Annotated in this window: 20 protein-coding genes and 2 riboswitches; of the genes, 5 read left to right on the forward strand and 15 right to left on the reverse strand. The window is 30.9% G+C overall.

Annotated elements, in window-relative coordinates:
• Positions 1-142: 142 nt before the first annotated feature.
• Positions 143-1,516: a DUF4317 domain-containing protein gene (locus LGK95_RS12605; protein ID WP_226125141.1), complete on the reverse strand. Its 1,374-nt coding sequence runs from the start codon at positions 1,514-1,516 to the stop codon at positions 143-145.
• A 339-nt stretch (positions 1,517-1,855) separates the two neighbouring features.
• On the opposite strand from LGK95_RS12605, the gene LGK95_RS12610 reads away from it, so the two are divergent.
• The 3 genes from LGK95_RS12610 (at position 1,856) to LGK95_RS12620 (ending at position 3,521) form a co-directional block, all read left to right on the forward strand.
• Positions 1,856-2,041 (forward strand): hypothetical protein, encoded by a 186-nt coding sequence (locus LGK95_RS12610; RefSeq protein WP_226125142.1) that lies wholly within the window; start codon positions 1,856-1,858, stop codon positions 2,039-2,041.
• A 606-nt stretch (positions 2,042-2,647) separates the two neighbouring features.
• Positions 2,648-2,833: an H-type small acid-soluble spore protein gene (locus tag LGK95_RS12615; RefSeq protein WP_226125143.1), complete on the forward strand. Its 186-nt coding sequence runs from the start codon at positions 2,648-2,650 to the stop codon at positions 2,831-2,833.
• Positions 2,834-2,870: 37 nt separating this feature from the next.
• Positions 2,871-3,521 (forward strand): HAD family hydrolase, encoded by a 651-nt coding sequence (locus tag LGK95_RS12620; protein ID WP_226125144.1) that lies wholly within the window; start codon positions 2,871-2,873, stop codon positions 3,519-3,521.
• A gap of 147 nt (positions 3,522-3,668) precedes the next feature.
• Here LGK95_RS12620 and LGK95_RS12625 read toward each other — a convergent pair whose 3' ends face one another.
• From LGK95_RS12625 to LGK95_RS12650, 6 genes are all read right to left on the reverse strand, one after another.
• Positions 3,669-3,830, reverse strand: a complete 162-nt coding sequence (locus LGK95_RS12625) for a hypothetical protein (RefSeq protein ID WP_226125145.1) — start codon at positions 3,828-3,830, stop codon at positions 3,669-3,671.
• A gap of 201 nt (positions 3,831-4,031) precedes the next feature.
• Complete coding sequence (locus LGK95_RS12630) at positions 4,032-4,424, reverse strand: PTS sugar transporter subunit IIC (RefSeq protein WP_226125146.1); 393 nt, start codon at positions 4,422-4,424, stop codon at positions 4,032-4,034.
• Positions 4,425-4,539: 115 nt separating this feature from the next.
• Positions 4,540-4,743 carry a hypothetical protein gene (locus tag LGK95_RS12635; protein ID WP_226125147.1) on the reverse strand — a complete coding sequence of 68 codons (204 nt, stop codon included), beginning with the start codon at positions 4,741-4,743 and terminating at the stop codon, positions 4,540-4,542.
• 46 nt (positions 4,744-4,789) lie between these two features.
• Positions 4,790-5,128: a hypothetical protein gene (locus LGK95_RS12640; protein ID WP_226125148.1), complete on the reverse strand. Its 339-nt coding sequence runs from the start codon at positions 5,126-5,128 to the stop codon at positions 4,790-4,792.
• A gap of 11 nt (positions 5,129-5,139) precedes the next feature.
• Positions 5,140-5,511, reverse strand: coding sequence for a 4-fold beta flower protein (locus LGK95_RS12645; protein ID WP_404814446.1), 372 nt, complete (start codon positions 5,509-5,511; stop codon positions 5,140-5,142).
• Between the two features lie 31 nt (positions 5,512-5,542).
• Positions 5,543-5,872: a hypothetical protein gene (locus LGK95_RS12650; protein WP_226125150.1), complete on the reverse strand. Its 330-nt coding sequence runs from the start codon at positions 5,870-5,872 to the stop codon at positions 5,543-5,545.
• Positions 5,873-6,054: 182 nt separating this feature from the next.
• Here LGK95_RS12650 and LGK95_RS12655 point away from each other — a divergent pair, with 182 nt between their 5' ends.
• Positions 6,055-6,453: a hypothetical protein gene (locus LGK95_RS12655; protein ID WP_226125151.1), complete on the forward strand. Its 399-nt coding sequence runs from the start codon at positions 6,055-6,057 to the stop codon at positions 6,451-6,453.
• 211 nt (positions 6,454-6,664) lie between these two features.
• On the opposite strand, the gene LGK95_RS12660 is transcribed toward LGK95_RS12655, so the two are convergent.
• The 6 genes from LGK95_RS12660 to LGK95_RS12685 form a co-directional block, all read right to left on the reverse strand.
• Entirely contained in the window at positions 6,665-8,038 is a 1,374-nt protein-coding gene (locus tag LGK95_RS12660) for an alanine/glycine:cation symporter family protein (protein WP_404814443.1), read from the reverse strand.
• A 55-nt stretch (positions 8,039-8,093) separates the two neighbouring features.
• A riboswitch (glycine riboswitch) is annotated at positions 8,094-8,292 on the reverse strand.
• 126 nt (positions 8,293-8,418) lie between these two features.
• A riboswitch (glycine riboswitch) is annotated at positions 8,419-8,498 on the reverse strand.
• 170 nt (positions 8,499-8,668) lie between these two features.
• A complete protein-coding gene (locus LGK95_RS12665; RefSeq protein WP_226125152.1) occupies positions 8,669-8,830 on the reverse strand; it encodes a hypothetical protein in 162 nt (53 codons plus the stop codon).
• A 631-nt stretch (positions 8,831-9,461) separates the two neighbouring features.
• Positions 9,462-11,201, reverse strand: a complete 1,740-nt coding sequence (locus LGK95_RS12670; protein WP_226125153.1) for an ABC-F family ATP-binding cassette domain-containing protein — start codon at positions 11,199-11,201, stop codon at positions 9,462-9,464.
• A gap of 270 nt (positions 11,202-11,471) precedes the next feature.
• Positions 11,472-12,041 (reverse strand): DJ-1 family glyoxalase III, encoded by a 570-nt coding sequence (locus tag LGK95_RS12675; protein ID WP_226125154.1) that lies wholly within the window; start codon positions 12,039-12,041, stop codon positions 11,472-11,474.
• Between the two features lie 186 nt (positions 12,042-12,227).
• The gene (locus LGK95_RS12680; RefSeq protein WP_226125155.1) at positions 12,228-12,875 is read right to left on the reverse strand and encodes a Bax inhibitor-1/YccA family protein; all 648 of its coding nucleotides are present in this window, start codon (positions 12,873-12,875) and stop codon (positions 12,228-12,230) included.
• 26 nt (positions 12,876-12,901) lie between these two features.
• On the reverse strand, positions 12,902-13,501 hold the full coding sequence (locus LGK95_RS12685; RefSeq protein ID WP_226125156.1) for an AAA family ATPase: 600 nt from the start codon (positions 13,499-13,501) through the stop codon (positions 12,902-12,904).
• Positions 13,502-13,994: 493 nt separating this feature from the next.
• Here LGK95_RS12685 and LGK95_RS12690 point away from each other — a divergent pair, with 493 nt between their 5' ends.
• Positions 13,995-14,360 (forward strand): YopX family protein, encoded by a 366-nt coding sequence (locus LGK95_RS12690; RefSeq protein ID WP_226125157.1) that lies wholly within the window; start codon positions 13,995-13,997, stop codon positions 14,358-14,360.
• An 845-nt stretch (positions 14,361-15,205) separates the two neighbouring features.
• Here LGK95_RS12690 and LGK95_RS12695 read toward each other — a convergent pair.
• Positions 15,206-15,706, reverse strand: a complete 501-nt coding sequence (locus LGK95_RS12695; RefSeq protein ID WP_226125158.1) for a hypothetical protein — start codon at positions 15,704-15,706, stop codon at positions 15,206-15,208.
• Complete coding sequence (locus tag LGK95_RS12700) at positions 15,696-16,697, reverse strand: phytoene desaturase family protein (RefSeq protein ID WP_226125159.1); 1,002 nt, start codon at positions 16,695-16,697, stop codon at positions 15,696-15,698. Before LGK95_RS12700 ends, LGK95_RS12695 begins: the two co-directional genes overlap by 11 nt.
• Positions 16,698-16,903: the final 206 nt, after the last annotated feature.

Here is a 16,903-nt window from a genome sequence, read left to right on the forward strand (position 1 = left end):
TCCTTTAATATTTGTCTTTTTTAATATGTTCTGTTCTATAACTGCTGACATATTAATACGAGGTCGTAGTATAAGCTGTAAGTTTTTACTTTCTATTATATAATAAAAAATGCCTCCGTATAAAATAGTTAATAAAGCTTCTTTAAATCAAATTATCTATACCATTAACCGTAGTTTGTTCATTGTCATTAATAGGAATAACTATGCATTTTTGGCCATTAATTATTTGAGATTTTATTTGAGATACTTTTTCGGGTTTTACTTGTAGTATAACATCATAATCAGTGCTAACATTATTATCTTCTGAATATGAATCTGGAACTTTCTCTAAATCAGTTTCTAAAGTTTCTTCTAAATCAGTTGCGCAGGCTTCTTCTAAAATCACATTGTCATCGTTAACTTCTGTAGACAGGTGAGTTTCATTATCTATAGTATTATCTTGTTTAACTTGATCAAGTCTAGCTTGAAGCATTTCTACTTGTTTATTAAGGCGTTCTTCCTTTTTTCTTTGCACATTAGCCTTAAGAACCTTTGCGTCAATTAAATTTTTTGCTAAAGTGATATCATCACCAAAGTTCTCTACATAGGAGTTTTCAATCTCAGTAGTAATTTCTTCAGGAACTTCACTTTCTATTAAAAGGTTTTGTATATCCTTCTTTGTTAAGCTTATAGGTTCACAATCTGCATCATCATTTAGATCATTGTATTCTTCTATCATAGTGCTTAGGTTTTCTTGTATATCCATAAAAATTTTATCAGCTTTATTTTCATCAGAGCTAAAAGAATCTTTAATAATTGATTGGAATGTTTCCTTTTGCACCGTAGCCGTTTGTTTTGAAGGACAACCTAGAACATTTTCCATTAATTCAGTATGTGTATCCTTTGCATTTTTTGTGTAATACATAATAGAGTTAACATCTGAACTACGATCAATAAAAGCAGGAAACACAAAGCCATTAGTTGGTGACTCGACTACCCAATCTCTAATACGTGCTTTTATTTTGTTTTGTTCTTCAAAGTATCTAAGACCAGGCTCTGAAAGTGAAACTGGACATATTGCACATAACACATATTCATATACTTCTTCAGATTCATCTATCTTTACATTATCTCTGGTTTTGCTAATAACATCATAAGCATCATGGAAAAAGAGTATTAAAAAATTACCGGTGTAATCATAATTAGCTATAATCAAATCATAAAGATTATCAAGAAAAGCATCATCTTTTAATTGACTGTTTTTAAGCTGCATAAGCGAAGTTTGTCTTTCATTTGTAAAATCTTCATTAGTTGAAAAGTTAAGTTCTAAGATATTATTCCCAATAGTTCCAGACAGTACTTTTTTAGCAATTTCTAAATATTTAAAGTATTCATCCTCATCTAAATTTAGAAAGCTTTCTTTAAATTTTAAAATAGTATGTTTTTCTCCATTAACATAGCAGCCACACACTTTAGTGAAGGTGCATTGTTCTTTTTTAAAACGTCTTTTTAACTCCAGTATATCTTTTCTTCTCATGTATAAACTCCTCAATTTATAGACAAACCTTACGTAAATTTATAATTGTAATGGTTTGTCTTTAGTATTTTTTATTTGTAGGTATAATTAATATATTATCGTTATTAATTATAGTATTTCTTTTACAAAAGATAAAGGATTTATATATTAATCAATTTTTTAAATGGTTCCTATTGAGAATAGGAGATGGCTAACCCTTATGTAAATATGTATAATTTCATTATATTCTAATATTATTTTCCTTTAAATTTAACAGATTCGCTTCGCTCATAAAATCCCCCAGGGGTCGTGAACCCATTGTAACCACAATTTGTTTTGCTACTAAATCATTTCTTCTTTATGTCAATAAATAGTCTAAAACAATTATCTCTAGGTAACACCCCAAATGACGACATATACACTGACATTCAAAATTATGCTGAAAACGAACGTTTTGTATACACTAAACTTGAAACTGTTACTTTATCTCCTGATGCTCAGGAGGTATTGAATAAAGCCCGAGAACTTATAATATCTTCCTTTTAGTATAGAAAAGTTTTCAATGAAGAACATCCAGAATATTATATTAATACATGGGATGCTGGTTGGTATCAAATTAAAGGTATGTTAAAAAAATATATGCCAGGAGAACTAAAAGATTTCAATATTTTATGTAAAAAAATTCGAAGATAGAATGAGACCATTGATTTATGAGTTAGGTTTTCTATATAAATAGATGTACGGAGACGACTATTATGTGACAATATAATATTTGCAAATTCCCTGGTACACGACGAAGTGCATACCCGGATGAACATCAACAAATTGTAATCGAGTTTTTTGCTGTCAAATAAATATGGTATTTTTTCATAAAAAAGTAGCTATTAAATATAATAATAATAGCTACTCATATATAGTAAGGGCTCTTATCTTTAAAGGTTTAATAACAATGAAATCAATGGTTTTGACATACCAAGTGTTAATTTAAATTTAGTAGAACTTAATAAATGGGCAGGCAATTTGATGTGTGGAACACTGGGGTATGCAAATTCTATAGATTTATTTAAAAAAGAAATAAGTGAAATAAAAGTGTGAATGATATATTTTCTAGTATAGAATATATATTATTTCAAATGCTATAGTTATAAGGAGATGATAAGTTTGGATAAAAGAAGATTAGGAGAAATACTGGAATCTTATGGTATCATAAATGTTACATACAAAAACAATCCTGTATGGCTAGAAAGTATTAGTACTGATAAAGATGGTGTTATACAAGTAAAGGATTTAAAAACAGATAAACTTATGTCCGTAGATATTAAAGACTTAAAAGAATAATTTAAAGCCTGAGGTCAGTAAATAGGAGGGTGATTTTATGCTAAAAGCAGTTATATTTGACATGGATGGAGTAATTATTGATAGTGAACCAACACATATGAAGCTGGAAAATGAGACTTATAAAAAATTAGGCATAGAGGTTACAGACGATGAGCATCACTCTTTTGTAGGATCAACTTCTCATTATATGTGGGAAGCTCTAAAAAATAAATATAAGCTTAATCAAACACTTGATGAGTTAATTGAATATGATCGAAGTAAATATTTTAAATACCTTAATTCAGATGAATGCGAGATAACTCTTATTGATGGGGTGAAAGAGCTAATAAAAAACTTTCATGATAATGGAATAAAGCTAGCCATTGCCTCATCATCTCCACTAAATGTAATTGTGGCTATTGCAAAGAAATTTCAAATAGAAGAATACTTTGATGTTTTTGTTACCGGTGACTATGTACAGAGAAGTAAGCCTGAACCAGATATATTTCTTTTTGCTTCAGAGAAGCTTGGGGTAAGCCCGGAAAATTGTATAGTTATTGAGGATTCTCATAATGGGGTTCGTGCTGCTAAAAAAGCAGGTATGAAGTGTGTAGGAATTAATAGCGGTGCTGCAGGAAGCCAAGACATTTCCATGGCGGATTTAGTGATAAATAGCTTTAAAGAAGTGGATTACATGAAATTAAGTTAATAATTGTAAGATCACTCTAAAAGAAGCAAAATGGAGGATGCTATTTTGAAATAGCAAATTTAGCAAACAGAACTTGTCCGCTACGTTACCAATTCTGTAATGGGGTCGTGTCAGTTGCCTAAAAAAAAGTATATATAGGCTGCGCATTTAGTGTTGAATAAGTCGTGCAGAAAAATTAAAAATAAAGTCTTCCATAAACTTCTTATTGTTTTTACATTTATTAGGTTTTTGGTGTGACCCTCCTGTAGAATATGTAAGCGTATGCGAGCATATTTTACTTGCTAATGTTTGTACACAAATTCGCTTCACTCATAAAATCCCCCGGAGTACGTGAACAAATTGTAAATACAATCTGTTTTGCTATTCCACTATTTAATATTAAAATATAATTTACAAAATAAAGAATAAGAGTCAGCAGATATATAAATATCCACTAACTCTATTTTTTCTCTAGACACAAAATGCTCCTAGTATAGACTACTGTTATTTTTATTAAGTAAATTTATAATATTAACATTTTACTGAATTTTCATATGCATATCGCCAGTTTTTATAATTCTTGATTTTTTTCATTGCAATATAAATAGGCATTATTATAGCTGTAGGCAAAATTATGCCAGTAAATAAACAAATTAAAATTCCTTTTATTCCTCTTGTTGCAAGGATATTAAGTGGTGCAATTAATGAATTAAGTCCAAGCCCTGCAAGTTCATAGGTAGCAGTAAATTTAAATAAAACTGTTGCAATAGGTGCACATATAATTGCGGCTATAAATGGTGGTATTAAAAGTTTTGGATTTTTTATAACATTCGGAAATTGTATTTTTGGTGTTACTAGTCCTTGTGCTATATTAGCCCCAGAATCATTTTCCCTAAAAGACATAGGCAAATTCGCTTCGCTCATAAACACCCCCGTTGGTCACGAACAAATTGTAAACACAATTTGTTTTGCTAATTTTAAATAGTCCTCAAAGTGGCTTAGACTCCCACTTTGTTTTTTAAAGAGATGACGTATCAGATTAATATACTGCATATTCTATTTTACTTTTATAAATTGTATAAGTTATAAATGTTTCAATATTATCACTATTTTGTTTTAACACATAGACGTTATTTGGATTTTCACTATCATTCAACCAAGAGATCAATTTTCTCCTTTCATTATCATTAAGACTTAATACAACATCGTTTCCACTAACAAAAATTATATTAACTGTTTTCAATATAATCACATCCTCTTCTATAGATACACATTCTGTATAAAATAATTTAGCAGTCATCAGGAACATTATCGAAGTTTGGAATAAGTAGTTTATTAAAGCTAGAAGTTAGGGCCAATGTGGTAGCTTTTTTTATTTTAAGTTCAATTTCATCAATCCCTCTGGCTCTAATATAGATAATAAGAACGTCATCTTCACTTGTAGTCCGTACATTAATAAATCCTCTGTCATCTAAATAAAAAAGAGCTGCAATTATCTCACACTTGTTTACACCTGAGACTTTGTATTCTTGCCTTGTAATATTTCTGTAAGTGCAAATACAAAATAAATTTTCATATAGCTCAAATAAAATTTGAGTTCTAATTAAATCTCTTTCTATCTGAAGCATAAATTAAACACCTACCTTTGATTAATCCATTGAGTGAAGGTTAGTTTCGACCATTCGCCTGCAGGCTCAGGGGCGTACCCAGGATTAAATGGAAACTCATGAATAATTGGTACAACTGACAGAAATGGGGGGCCAATATCAAGCGGCGCTTTTATGATTTCTAGACCGCCCACCACAGGTCCGCTAATACTCCAAGCTACAATCCTCCCATCTCTATCTAATAGATTAGTACCTCTTAATCCACCAATCCATATTCTGGTTTTTTTTGCCCAAACATAATTACCATATATATATGCTACCCATTTTAAATCATTATTAAATACATTACTATGTTCTAATAACCAACCAACAAAGTTAGCCTTTTTATCATATAAAGGATCCATTATTTCCAATATTAACTGAACCTCCACTCATTTATTCTCTATTTATAACGGGTATGAGCAAATCCTCAAATACATTTGAAAGTACAAATTTACCAGTTTCAGTAAAATAATTCTCCACTTCCTCAATGCCGCGGCCTAAAACAAAAGCAGAAACTGTTTTATCTCTTTCTATGTTAAAAAAAATCCATCTTTTATAGAAGATGAAATAAAGAGCTGCAATTATTTCAATTCTAGAATCATTAGGAATCTCATAATCAATATTACTGCACACTTCATAGCCGTAGGTAAAGAAGTCCCTATATAACTGAAATAACAAGCTATATCTAAGCAATCTATGTTTTTCAAATATTAATAAATCCATAAAACACCTCATGCAATTATTTAGGCATCCAACTAGTTTTTTTCGGAGGCACCTTATATATAATATGCATATTGTATATAAGGTGCATATTTAAATATAGGAGACGAATCTCCAACTTTTAAATAACAAAAACATATAATGCGCCATATACTGTATAGTAAATACTTTAAGGAGTTAGTTTAATGTATATTGATGATGATACTATTAGATTTTATAATTCAATGTATAACTATGAATTAGAAACTCAAGATCTTCCTTTAGAATGTCCATACAGGCAGATGGCTCCTCCTACACTCTTCGCACAAGGGCCTCAGGGTGGACCGCCTTCTTCACCTCCAAACTTTACACCACCTCAGTCTCAATCACAACAATTTGGAGCTACCCCTCTAGCTATAGACCAAGGTGCAATTAGACCTTGCCTCTATAGATTTGTATATATATGGCCAAGAAGAGGAAGAGGTTTCTGGACATGGCTTACATTTGTGGGACCTAGATCTATATCAGGTTTCCGTTGGACTGGACGTAGTTGGAGATTTTTCGGAATGGATCTGAGAGATATTAGTAGTTTCCAATGTTTTTAAAATAATAATGAAGGAATAGGGCCACAAACTATTTTAACAGTCAGTTGGTGCGTAGCGATAATAACAATGTCAACATAGATTGTTCGTTTGTTTTGCTACAGACTTCCCCAGATAGGTCTACCTACCCCCTGCCGCTTCTTTCAGCCTATCGACTCAGCAAACATACTGGGCATACAAAAAAGAAGGAAGCCAAAAGCTTCCTTCTAATTATTTATTTTCCCACCTTAAGCATTCCATCATCATCAAGATCTTTAAAATATTTTCTTGTTTCATTTATAATAACTCCACTTAATCCAATCAATCCGATTAAGTTTGGAATTGCCATCAATCCATTTACTATATCAGCAATTACCCAAATCATTTCTAATTTTAAGAATGCACCTAATGCTACTAAGAAAATAAATACCCCTCTATATGGTTTAATTCCTTTTACTCCTACTAAATATACAATACATCTTTCTCCATAATAATTCCAACCAAGTATTGTTGTGAATGCAAAGAAAATAAGTCCAATAGTCACAATCAACTGTCCTATCATCGCTATAGGAAACGCATTACTAAAAGCATAGTTTGTCATAGCTGCTCCTGCATATTCGGAATTCCAAGCTCCAGTCATTATTAAAACAAGACCAGTCATAGTACAAATAACTATTGTATCAAAGAAAGTACCTGTCATAGATACAAGTCCTTGTCTTACACAAGACTTAGTTTTAGCTGCCGCTGCTGCTATTGGTGCACTACCTAGACCAGACTCATTAGAGAATACTCCTCTGGCAACACCACTTCGCATAGCAAGCATTACTGTTGCCCCTGTAAAACCACCTGCTGCTGCCGTTGTAGTAAATGCACTCTTTACAACTAAAGCTATTGTTCCTGGTAATAAATTAATATTGATTATTACAATCATTAAACATCCTATAACATAAAACACTGCCATAAATGGAACAGTCTTTTCTGATACTGCTGCAATATTTTTTATTCCCCCAATAGTTATTAATGCAACTAAAAGTGTTATCACTATTGCTGTTGCAATAGTTGGTATATTAAATGTAATTGATACAGCCTCTGTTATTGCATTTACCTGTGGGAATGTACCTATTCCAAAAAAGGCAACTCCTACACCAAAGATTGCAAACATTTTTGCTAAAAACTTATTTTTAAGTCCATTTTCTAGGTAATACATAGGTCCGCCAGCCATTTGTCCATTCTCATCAACAGTCCTGTATTTTACTGCAAGTAAGCCTTCAGAATACTTAGTAGCCATTCCAAAGAAAGCAGCTACCCACATCCAGAATAAAGCTCCTGGTCCGCCAAGTTTAATTGCTGTTGCAACACCAACAATATTTCCTGTTCCTATTGTTGCCGCTAAAGCTGTACATAAAGCTGCAAATGATGATACATCACCCGCTCCATCATTATCCCTTTCTTTAGTAAATAAATACTTAAGTGCAAGTGGTAGCTTAGTAACCTGCAATAACCCCAATCTTATAGTTAAATACAATCCTGTACCTACTAGTAAAACAAGTAACGGTGGTCCCCAAAGCCATGAATCAATTTTGTTAAGCACTTCCATAAACGCTGTCATTTAAAAAATCCTCCCTTAATTTAATATAATGGAGGAGACAAAATTTTTTTCATAATTTCTATCCCCTGTCCTTTTACCTGAGAGATTCGATAGCTAAAGCTAAATCTTACTCAAACTTAATTTATACTTGTACAAAACTCGATAGTTTAATGAGTTATGGACATGTAGAAATTTACAGTTTAAGTAGCTTATCTTAATAATACTATCTTGCTCCTTCGGTGTCTGTTTAAGCAGCTCTCTCCAGAGGCTCGTCCAATTACGGTTTTCTCCTAATAAATAGTTTCCTTACAAAACTAATAGGTTTTTCAGTTCAACTATTAATTTAATACTAATCCAAAACTCGCAAGTTAATGGAAATTTTGTACCTGTATAAATATAGTTTCACATTAAAAATCCTTAGGTGCCTGAAAGTTTTTCCTCTTCGGCGGATGGCAAGCCATCTCTCTCCCACAATCTTCATCCGAACACAATATTCAACTTTTATTAACAAACTCTTTTATAATTATACATAGTTTTTTTTTATTATGCAAATTTTTATAAATGAAAAGAAAGGATTAAGGCACAAAATGCTTTAATCCTTTCTTTTCATTTACGGGTATCTGTGTGACTTATATGAATAGTTAATATCTCTTATTGGGCGCTTAAAGCTTTTTTAAGGGCTTTAATTTCATCTTGGTGTATTTGCTTACTTTTCCTATCACCTTTCTTATCGTCTATAGGTAATAGGCTCTGTAAGGCTTTAATTTGTCGCTTTATTTCGTCCTTATCTTTTGGAATTTCAAATTTTGACATTTATTTGACCTCCTTAAAATATTCTTTCATATATCTATTCTCCATTTGGGAGTTATTTCCTTCTAAATAGTTATTTTTTATTAAATAAATATAATAAATAATTAATTTATAACCGCCTACGTCGGTGCTACTGCCTTCACCCCTGTGATCAATTTTAATTAGCTTTTCTTTATTCTCAATTACTAAATCTACTCGGCCTAACTCTTTAATATTTCAAATTGCATGTTTAACGAATATTTATTGTTAATTAAAAATAATTCTTTACAAATATAACTTACTATGTTATTATTGCTTTATAAACAAAGCAACATAATTTAACTATTGAAAAAGTGGAAGTAATTCCACAAAGATATTAACCCTCCTTAGATAAAGTAAAAGAATTGCTAATAGAAAGGGGATAGTCCAATGTTTCAAATTAAGTTGTTAAAGTTTTTAGAGGTTAGTACAATTTATAAATAAGAGGTCTTTAGTATATGTGATAAGACAATAAAAATTTATTTGAATTAATATAAATTACTATACTCTACTTAATTAAAAATTAAATATTTGTATATATGTATAAGGAGTAGTTCACTAAAAGTGAACTACTCCTTATTTTTTTTACATAAGTGCTCTTAACTACTCACTAAATTTAAAGTAACTTAATCAGCTCTTCTAGCTCTTCAGATAAAACTTTTGCAAGCGTAATATCAGTATCTTTTAAAGCCAATGCTATTTTTGTTTCAACTAATTTTTTCTTTTGTTCAATTGCTAAATAGTCTCTGTCAAAATAACTAGCATAAATCATCTTTCTAAATTTTCGCATACTCATTTTTCTAATTGTCTTATCTTCAATGATTAAAACAAAATCCATACAGTTTACTATAGAATAGAAATCATGAGAAATCATTAGAATTGCACCTTTATAGTTTTCTATGGCTTTTTCCAGTGCTATTTGTGAATAGGTGTCTAAATGACTTGTCGGTTCATCAAGAAGCAACATGTTTGCTTTACTAGCAGAAACTTTAGCCAATTGAAGTATATTTTTTTCTCCACCAGATAAAGACTCTATCTTTTGATTAATGATTTCTTCTTCAAAACCGTAGCTTGAAATATATGATTTAATCTCTTCATAAGTTTTAAAACCAGCATCGAAGAACTCTTCAAGTATCGTATTAGACTCATTTAGTGTTTTGCCTTGAAGTTGAGATAAATAAGCCACTTCAACGTGTTCATTTATCTCAATAGAATCATGATTATTTTTAAAGATTTCTTGGAGTAAAGTCGTTTTCCCGGTACCATTTAAACCGACAAGAGCTACTTTATCATTAGATTTAATCTCAAAGTTAACATTTTCTAGAAGCATATCATCAAAGGCAACACTATAATCATTAACTTTTAAAGCAATGGTTTCTTCGATTTCATTATCTGTAACTAAACTGATATTCGGTTGTTTAATATCTACAAATGGCGCTTTAATTCTACGTTTTTCTAATCTTTCTTGAATTTTAACTCTAGCATTTAGAGATTTTCCTCTAGAAGATTCAGTATGCTCAGTTGCGAGATATCTTAGTTTTTTTATTAACATCTCGTTTCTCTCAAGTTCTTCATTATCAGAAGTAGCTAGTTCTTGTAACTCAATTTTAGTTTGGAGTAATGAGAAGTTATAATCAATATAGCTTCCATCAAACTCTTGGAGCTCCATGTTTTCAAGATGCAGAATTTTGTTAAAACAATTATTCAATAGATATCTGTTGTGCGTAATAATTAACATTGTTCCTTTGTGTGAATTAATTAGATCTTTAAGAGAATTAAGGTTTCCAAAGTCTAAAAACACATCGGGTTCATCCATAATCATTAAGTCTGGACTATTTAGCATTTCCTTAATTACTTGAATAAGCTTGAATTCCCCACCACTAAGTTCAGATATCATTAGATCTTTATACTTAATTAAGTTTGCAAGATTTAGGTTTTTATTAATGTTGTTTTCGAAATCATCCCCATTAATTGCATCAAATGCGTCTAAAGTTTGTTGATACTTTTCTAGTAAAGAATCAATATCCGAAGATGTTTCCATTTCAGTACAAATAGATGTTATTTCATTTTGTAGTTTAATAAATTCTTCCCCTATATATTCGAAAACTGTAATTTCTTTTGTTTCGCCAAGTTGTGAGAATTGACTTACATACCCAATTCTACAATTTGGGTCCATCTCTAACTTACCATCGAACATATATTTTTCTGGATCCATAATTATATCTATCAATGTACTTTTTCCGCTGCCATTTGTCCCTATAAAAGCACAATGTTGACCATCTTCTAATGTAAATGAAATGTTATTATATAGATCCTTCTGCGGAAATGAGTAGGACAAATTATCAACTTTTATCATATTATTACCTCTCTTTATCACTAAAAAAGAGCCTATAAAAATAAGCTCTTCAATATATTCTCTTCTCAATTGCAATTTTACACTTGATTTTTATGTAGTAAAGACATTCTACTGAGTTTACCATTGATAGCATAACATTTTCTACGACTAAGTTCAATCATTTCATATTAAAGCTTCTCGTGATATCCGTTAATTCTAAAAAACTTTGCGTGCCAGGTAGCCACAGTAACCACAAGTTGTTTTGCTAATTGTTTTTTTCTTTCATCTTATCTACTCGAATTTACTTTCTCTTACCATATTATAAAGCATTCCTTGCTTTAACAAACTACTATTGCCACCTAATGCATCTACTAATGTATAAGCAAATGGTAGGGTTGAAGCTGGTCCTCTACTAGTGATCAAGTGATCATCTACCACAACGATATCTTCTACATAATTTGCATCTTTAAGCAATGTAGTATATTCCTCTCCAGGATATGATGTTATTCTGCGTCCCTTGATAATTCCTGCTTTTTCTAGAATCATCGGTGCTGCACAGATAGCAGCAACAAATTTTTCCGGTGCTTTATCAAAATATTTTACTAATTCAATGACCCTTTCATCATCTCTTAAATTTGTTGCACCAGGTAATCCACCAGGTAAAACAATCATATCGTATTCTTTTATTTCATCACTTATAATTTTGTCCGCCTTTACCACAATACCATGAGAACCTTTTACCATTTCTTCATTGATACTTACAGAATTACATTGAAATCCTGCCCTTCTTAAAATATCAACTACAAATAATGCTTCACCCTCTTCAAATCCTTCTGCTAAAAAAACTGCAACTTTTCTCAATTTAACTCTCCCCTTCTTTTACCAATATAATCTTGATTTGGCTTACATTTTTATTAAACTTGTTTTGTTTTTTTCTCCCTAGTATTTACCTAATTTAGGGAATTTATTTACTGCACTGTAACCAGTAGTAATACCAATGTATTATCAAGATTTATTTAAATTTAAATATTGTAAGATTGGGTACTATTATCTCCTACTAAATAACCTCAATACAAACAAAAATATATTTATAAAGTCTAAATATAAAGATAATGCCGCAAGCACAATCCCATGCATATCATTACTTTGTGCTTGCATACGCTTTATTTTCTGCATGTCATATGCTGTTAATGCACCAAATACTATTATACCTAAGAAGCATACGCCTAAATTAAATGTGGAAGAAACGAAAAACATCTGCATAATAGTAAGTAAAATTAAACCTATTACAAACATCATGGCAAATTGACCTATTGCACTTAAGTCTTTCTTTGTTGTTATACCTACCATTCCACTACTTAAAAACATTAATGAAGTTAGAGCGAACACAGTAATTAATTGACCTTGATTTACAATTAAAAAAACTATACTCAATGTTACACCATTTACTGCTGAATAAACCAAGAACCAAAATATTGCAGATGCTGTAGACATTTTAGCAACTCTCTTAACTAATGTTATAACCATAACCAGTTCCAGAATCATAGCCCCATAAATTACTGTTGTAGATACATTCATTATATAGTTACTCATAAACAGACCAACTATAAATGTTATTAGTAGTCCAACTGCCATTAGACACAAAGTCTTTCCTATAAAAGTAGATCTGCTTTTTATCAAACTATTACTTTCCACACTAACATACTCCTTTGTTACTATATTTATTTTCTACCCGATGATTCTTCCAGTATATCTATTGTTTTTATTAAGGAATCGGTGAATTCTTCATTAGAAGAGTTTTTGAAGATAAGCAAATCATCTTTTATAGAAGGATCATCCAAAGCAATAGGAATATCAAAATTAGTCCCTGCAATATATTCATTCCAATGTGCAAGTTTCCATGTATCCCTATCAGAATTCCTCTCAATCATTCTTTGCTGTGTTACATCGATTGAAGTTTCTACCCAAATAACGACTAAAGAAGCGTTATTTTCTTTTAATATTGCTTTTAGATTTTTGATATAGTTTAAATCTCGTATTTCTTTTGTAAATGGTGCATTAATTAGCACAATATCATCATAATTCAGAGCTTCCATTGCGAGTTCTACTATTGTTTCGTATTCATAATCACGTATATTTTCATTAAAAAAATCTGAGCTTCTATTATATTCTTCACCTGCTACAACAAAAATCTGTTTTGATAATTTTATGAGTGTATCTTTATCAAGATAGACAACATGGCGTAATGCCTCGGCAAGCTTTTTTGCGATATAAGTTTTTCCACTTGCTGGTGGTGATGTTACTAAAATCAGTTTTTTCACAACAATCCTCTCCTAGTCAAAAAATTTTAAGTCTGAAACTTTTCAAACCTGTTCAACTTTTCATATTCACGTTTATTATACCCCTTTTTCCTGTTTAATAATTTAGCAAATTTGCTTCGCTCATAAAAAAACCGGGGGGGGCGTGAACAAATTGTAACCACAATTTGTTTTGCTAATGTATGACAACTAAAATTAGCAAACAGAACTTGTCCACTACGTTACCAATTTCTGTAACGGGGTCGCGTCAGCCACCTAAAAAAAGTAAATATAGGTTGCGCATTAATTCTAGAATATGAAAGAGTATGCGAGCATATTTTACTTGCTACCTGCCTTCGTGCAATCTTTAAGTATCTAGTTGTTGCATATAAAACTAGTATACGCTACTATTACAGTATATTATTCGACATATAGTTTAATGTATTTATGGAAATTATTAAAAAACAATTTATAAAGAATTGAACAAAATTATAAAAAGAAAGGCTGGTAATTTAAAATGAAACAATTAAAATTTAGAGTTTGGGATAGTTTAAAACACAAAATGCATAAATTGCAAGGCATGACTTTTGATTCGCAAAGTTTCGTTCCGTCAGCTGTGAAGGTTCCCGGTTTAACTTGGAGACCTGTTGAAGAATTTGAATTGCTTCAATGGGTATACTTATCTGATAACAATGGAGTTAATGTATATGAAGGCGATTATATTAAAATTTCATCTACTGTTTACAATGTATTATGGAATGAAACCATAGTAAATTTTCAGCTTGAAGAGTTAGATGGCTCATTGAGCCGTAGTATCCTTGACGTCTCACTAGGAGATATAGTAGGCAATAAGTTTGTAAATGCAGATTTATATAACAAATAGTCTATTTTTAAAAATAGCGTTTATACTATAACAATAAATTAAGGAAAGTAAAATTACTTTCCTTAATTTATTTTAATGAATATTATATTTAAAGTGAAGCGGACAAGCTCTGTTACTAATAAAGTTAAAATATCTCATCTAAATCAGTTATAATCTTATCTGCTAATATAATTATGTTTATAATAAATAATTAAAATCAATAATATCTACTAATTACAACTCACATGAACTATTTATTAAGTGTTTGAAATAGAAAATATCCCATTGGTGGTTAACTGCCATTAAATATACTTTCCAACTTTTGCGGAAATGAGGTTTAATATTCAATTTCGTTTTATCTTTTGTCATCTTTCTCGTAAGAAATGTAGCTATAAGCGGAAACAAGCTAAAGCATGTAAATAATATCGATCTTGCGTTATTCTTATATGGTTCTGGAAGCAGAAGTATCAGTATCCACCCGATTAATGTACAACTGTAAGTGATTACTAGATATATATAAATTCTTTTATTCAAAATATTTTTCTCAATAATTTTAACTTTCTCCTTATTCAATTATTATTGAAATTCCCGTTTACTATCTCTTTCAAAGAAAATAATGTTTACTTCACAATTTCATACAACTGCGTCGTAACTCTATATATAATATTGTTATTTAGCACAATTCAGAACAATTCCTCCATAAATAGAAATCATACACTGTTTATATATAAACAACATTCAAATCAAATGTTTAAGCCATTTCTATGTGAGTTAAGTAATAATGCTATATGGGCTCTTGCTTCTATAAGAAAAAGCACAAACTGCAAGCTAAATAACATTATTTTTCTTAGGTAAACTTCACTATATTACTGTATTCCTATAAATTTTTGTTTCTTATCCCTACAAAGTTTTTGTATTGCTACCTTGCCTACAATTAATGCTGCAGGAAGTCCGCCTGGTATCATAATCCATTGACTTGCTATATACATATTATTAATACCCTTAATTTTGCCATAATGGCTAGTTATCTTAGCTGACTTACTCATTTTAAATGCCATAAATGAGCCTCTATAAGCACTGCAGTATCTTTCATAGGTTAAAGGTGTGGCTACATCTACCATCTCAATTTTCCCAACAGTTTCTGGAAAATATTCATTTAGTTTAATTGTAAAATAATCTTCTATGTCTTTTTTTATTTTTATATATTGTTCCTTCGATAACCCACTCCAAAAATCATAATTATAAACTAAGAAACATGTTTTAACAACACTCTTTCCCTCAGGTGCAAAGGGTTTTTCTTTACAAAAATGCTCGAAGAAACATCCGTCTAGCTTCTCTCCACAAAAATCAACTACATCATACATCATGTATATAATTAACCTTAGCTGGATATTTTGATAAATCGCAATCTACTCCAAATGCCACATGCACAATGCTACAGGTTTCATAGTCTTTAGTTGCAGAATACATCATATCAAACTTTTTATCTCTATATTTATCCTCTAATAATTTTTTCATAGTAACATAAGTATCACAGGCAGATATTACATAATCAACATTTACTTTCTCCCCATTATTAAGTTCGATAGCGGATGTATTACCATTATCGACTAATATTCTTTTTACACCATTTCCACCGTGAAATATACCACCAAGTTTCTCATATTTATGAAGCATATTATCAGCCAAAGCCTGGGAACCGCCTTTAAGCCAACCACTCTTGTTAGCAGCAAACATTGCGGCAGTGGTAAAGAAAGTCATAGCTATATATCCACTAGGCACAAAATTTGCAATAGCCGCCCTTATTATGGGACTCTTAAAACGCTCTGTATATTCATCTAGTGATAGCTTTTTGATAGATCCTGCATTTTTAAAGGCGGGCATCATTTCTTTTATAAAAGCTATTTTCTCAAAGATATTCATTATATCCATTGTCTTTTTTGCAGGTATATTCATAGATTGCAAATCCTTTATGATTAGATACATTTCTTCTATAGCTAGCTTATCCTCGGGTGATAACTCTAAAAAATGTAATTTAAGCTTTTCAACGTCTCTATACCAAAATAGTGTCTTGTCTCCTATTTGAGTTGCAGCAAAAACTTCAGGATAGCTTACATGATCATCAGTAAAGGCCCCTACTTCTTTCCATACGTCATGAAGAGCTGTGCCTTGTTTTGTACCAGTAAGCCAGTTTAGGCAACCATCAATTCTGTATCCTTTCCTTTTCCAAGAAGTACATTCACCTCCTGCAATTATGTGCTGCTCATATATTTCGCTATCAAATCCATTCATCTGTGCATATATTCCAGCAGACAATCCTGATATTCCCGCACCAATAATTACTACTTTTTCTTTCACGCTGTTTACTCCTTTATTTTTTATTTTGATCACTTGCTCGGTTATATTTATGTCAGAAATCATATTGTTTTATGAAGCTTAAAACTGTAAAGGATTAATGTTTTCTATCTATTTTATGCTTTAGCTTTAATATATTATATTATATTAAAGCGTTTCAAATAAGTGAATTTAAATGAAGTTTAAGATGCTGAAATTGAATATTGGAA

It is taken from the genome of Clostridium algoriphilum, assembly GCF_020443705.1.
GTDB lineage: Bacteria > Bacillota > Clostridia > Clostridiales > Clostridiaceae > Clostridium_AD > Clostridium_AD algoriphilum.

What these genes read in the sequence shown, in the direction of transcription:
- LGK95_RS12605 (WP_226125141.1), bottom strand. Translation starts at nt 1,516, where the DNA reads ATGAGAAGAAAAGATATACTGGAGTTAAAAAGACGTTTTAAAAAAGAA.
- LGK95_RS12610 (WP_226125142.1), top strand. Translation starts at nt 1,856, where the DNA reads ATGTCAATAAATAGTCTAAAACAATTATCTCTAGGTAACACCCCAAAT.
- LGK95_RS12615 (WP_226125143.1), top strand. Translation starts at nt 2,648, where the DNA reads ATGATAAGTTTGGATAAAAGAAGATTAGGAGAAATACTGGAATCTTAT.
- LGK95_RS12620 (WP_226125144.1), top strand. Translation starts at nt 2,871, where the DNA reads ATGCTAAAAGCAGTTATATTTGACATGGATGGAGTAATTATTGATAGT.
- LGK95_RS12630 (WP_226125146.1), bottom strand. Translation starts at nt 4,424, where the DNA reads ATGAGCGAAGCGAATTTGCCTATGTCTTTTAGGGAAAATGATTCTGGG.
- LGK95_RS12640 (WP_226125148.1), bottom strand. Translation starts at nt 5,128, where the DNA reads ATGCTTCAGATAGAAAGAGATTTAATTAGAACTCAAATTTTATTTGAG.
- LGK95_RS12645 (WP_404814446.1), bottom strand. Translation starts at nt 5,511, where the DNA reads ATGGATCCTTTATATGATAAAAAGGCTAACTTTGTTGGTTGGTTATTA.
- LGK95_RS12650 (WP_226125150.1), bottom strand. Translation starts at nt 5,872, where the DNA reads ATGGATTTATTAATATTTGAAAAACATAGATTGCTTAGATATAGCTTG.
- LGK95_RS12655 (WP_226125151.1), top strand. Translation starts at nt 6,055, where the DNA reads ATGTATATTGATGATGATACTATTAGATTTTATAATTCAATGTATAAC.
- LGK95_RS12660 (WP_404814443.1), bottom strand. Translation starts at nt 8,038, where the DNA reads ATGACAGCGTTTATGGAAGTGCTTAACAAAATTGATTCATGGCTTTGG.
- LGK95_RS12665 (WP_226125152.1), bottom strand. Translation starts at nt 8,830, where the DNA reads ATGTCAAAATTTGAAATTCCAAAAGATAAGGACGAAATAAAGCGACAA.
- LGK95_RS12670 (WP_226125153.1), bottom strand. Translation starts at nt 11,201, where the DNA reads ATGATAAAAGTTGATAATTTGTCCTACTCATTTCCGCAGAAGGATCTA.
- LGK95_RS12690 (WP_226125157.1), top strand. Translation starts at nt 13,995, where the DNA reads ATGAAACAATTAAAATTTAGAGTTTGGGATAGTTTAAAACACAAAATG.
- LGK95_RS12695 (WP_226125158.1), bottom strand. Translation starts at nt 15,706, where the DNA reads ATGATGTATGATGTAGTTGATTTTTGTGGAGAGAAGCTAGACGGATGT.